This is a genomic window from Parapedobacter flavus (assembly GCF_035818675.1).
GTDB lineage: Bacteria > Bacteroidota > Bacteroidia > Sphingobacteriales > Sphingobacteriaceae > Parapedobacter > Parapedobacter flavus.
In genome coordinates this window covers 1-527 of record NZ_JAYKZZ010000071.1, presented here as the reverse complement: position 1 = coordinate 527, position 527 = coordinate 1, and the positions used below count along the sequence as shown (strand labels likewise).

Genomic DNA, 527 nt, shown 5'->3' with positions numbered 1-527 from the left:
TGCCTTATCGTAGTCCCTCGATGCCGTAAAGAAATACGTGGAAGCCTTGCCGTCGTCCATGGCCGTGGCATCGTAGCCCCTGCAAGCCTTGTCGAAGTCCGTCGATGCGGCCAGTCCGTACGGGGGCGCGGCACCGTAGCCCCTCGAAGCGTCGTCGTCGTACGTCGCGGCGGCATCGTAGTATGAGGGTGCGACGTCGTAGTATGGGGGTGCGACGTCGTCGTCCGTGGGTGTCGCTTCGTAGTCCGGGGAAGTCGACTTGTTGTACGACGGAACTCGGGTCTATCAGCATGGTTAGCAGGCACCACCACCCATGTTGGCGCGATTTGGCGTAAAATCCCGCCAATTTCCGCCAATTTCCGCCAACGTTCGTTCCTGCCTTCGAGGCCATACTAATTTGCTCATATAGACCGGGATGGTCCCGGTTGTTATGGTCTCATTTAACTAGTTAAAGTTATGAACTTTAAACACGAAGCCCGGGGAGGCTTTTCAAAAGTCCCCGATGATGAACTGCTGGTCCATACCAA

Annotated in this window: 1 protein-coding gene; it reads left to right on the top strand. The window is 56.0% G+C overall.

Annotated features, from left to right (window positions below):
- On the top strand, positions 1–186 hold a 186-nt coding region (locus U9S71_RS20910), incomplete at its 5' end, for a hypothetical protein (RefSeq protein WP_326329803.1).
- Positions 187–527: the final 341 nt, after the last annotated feature.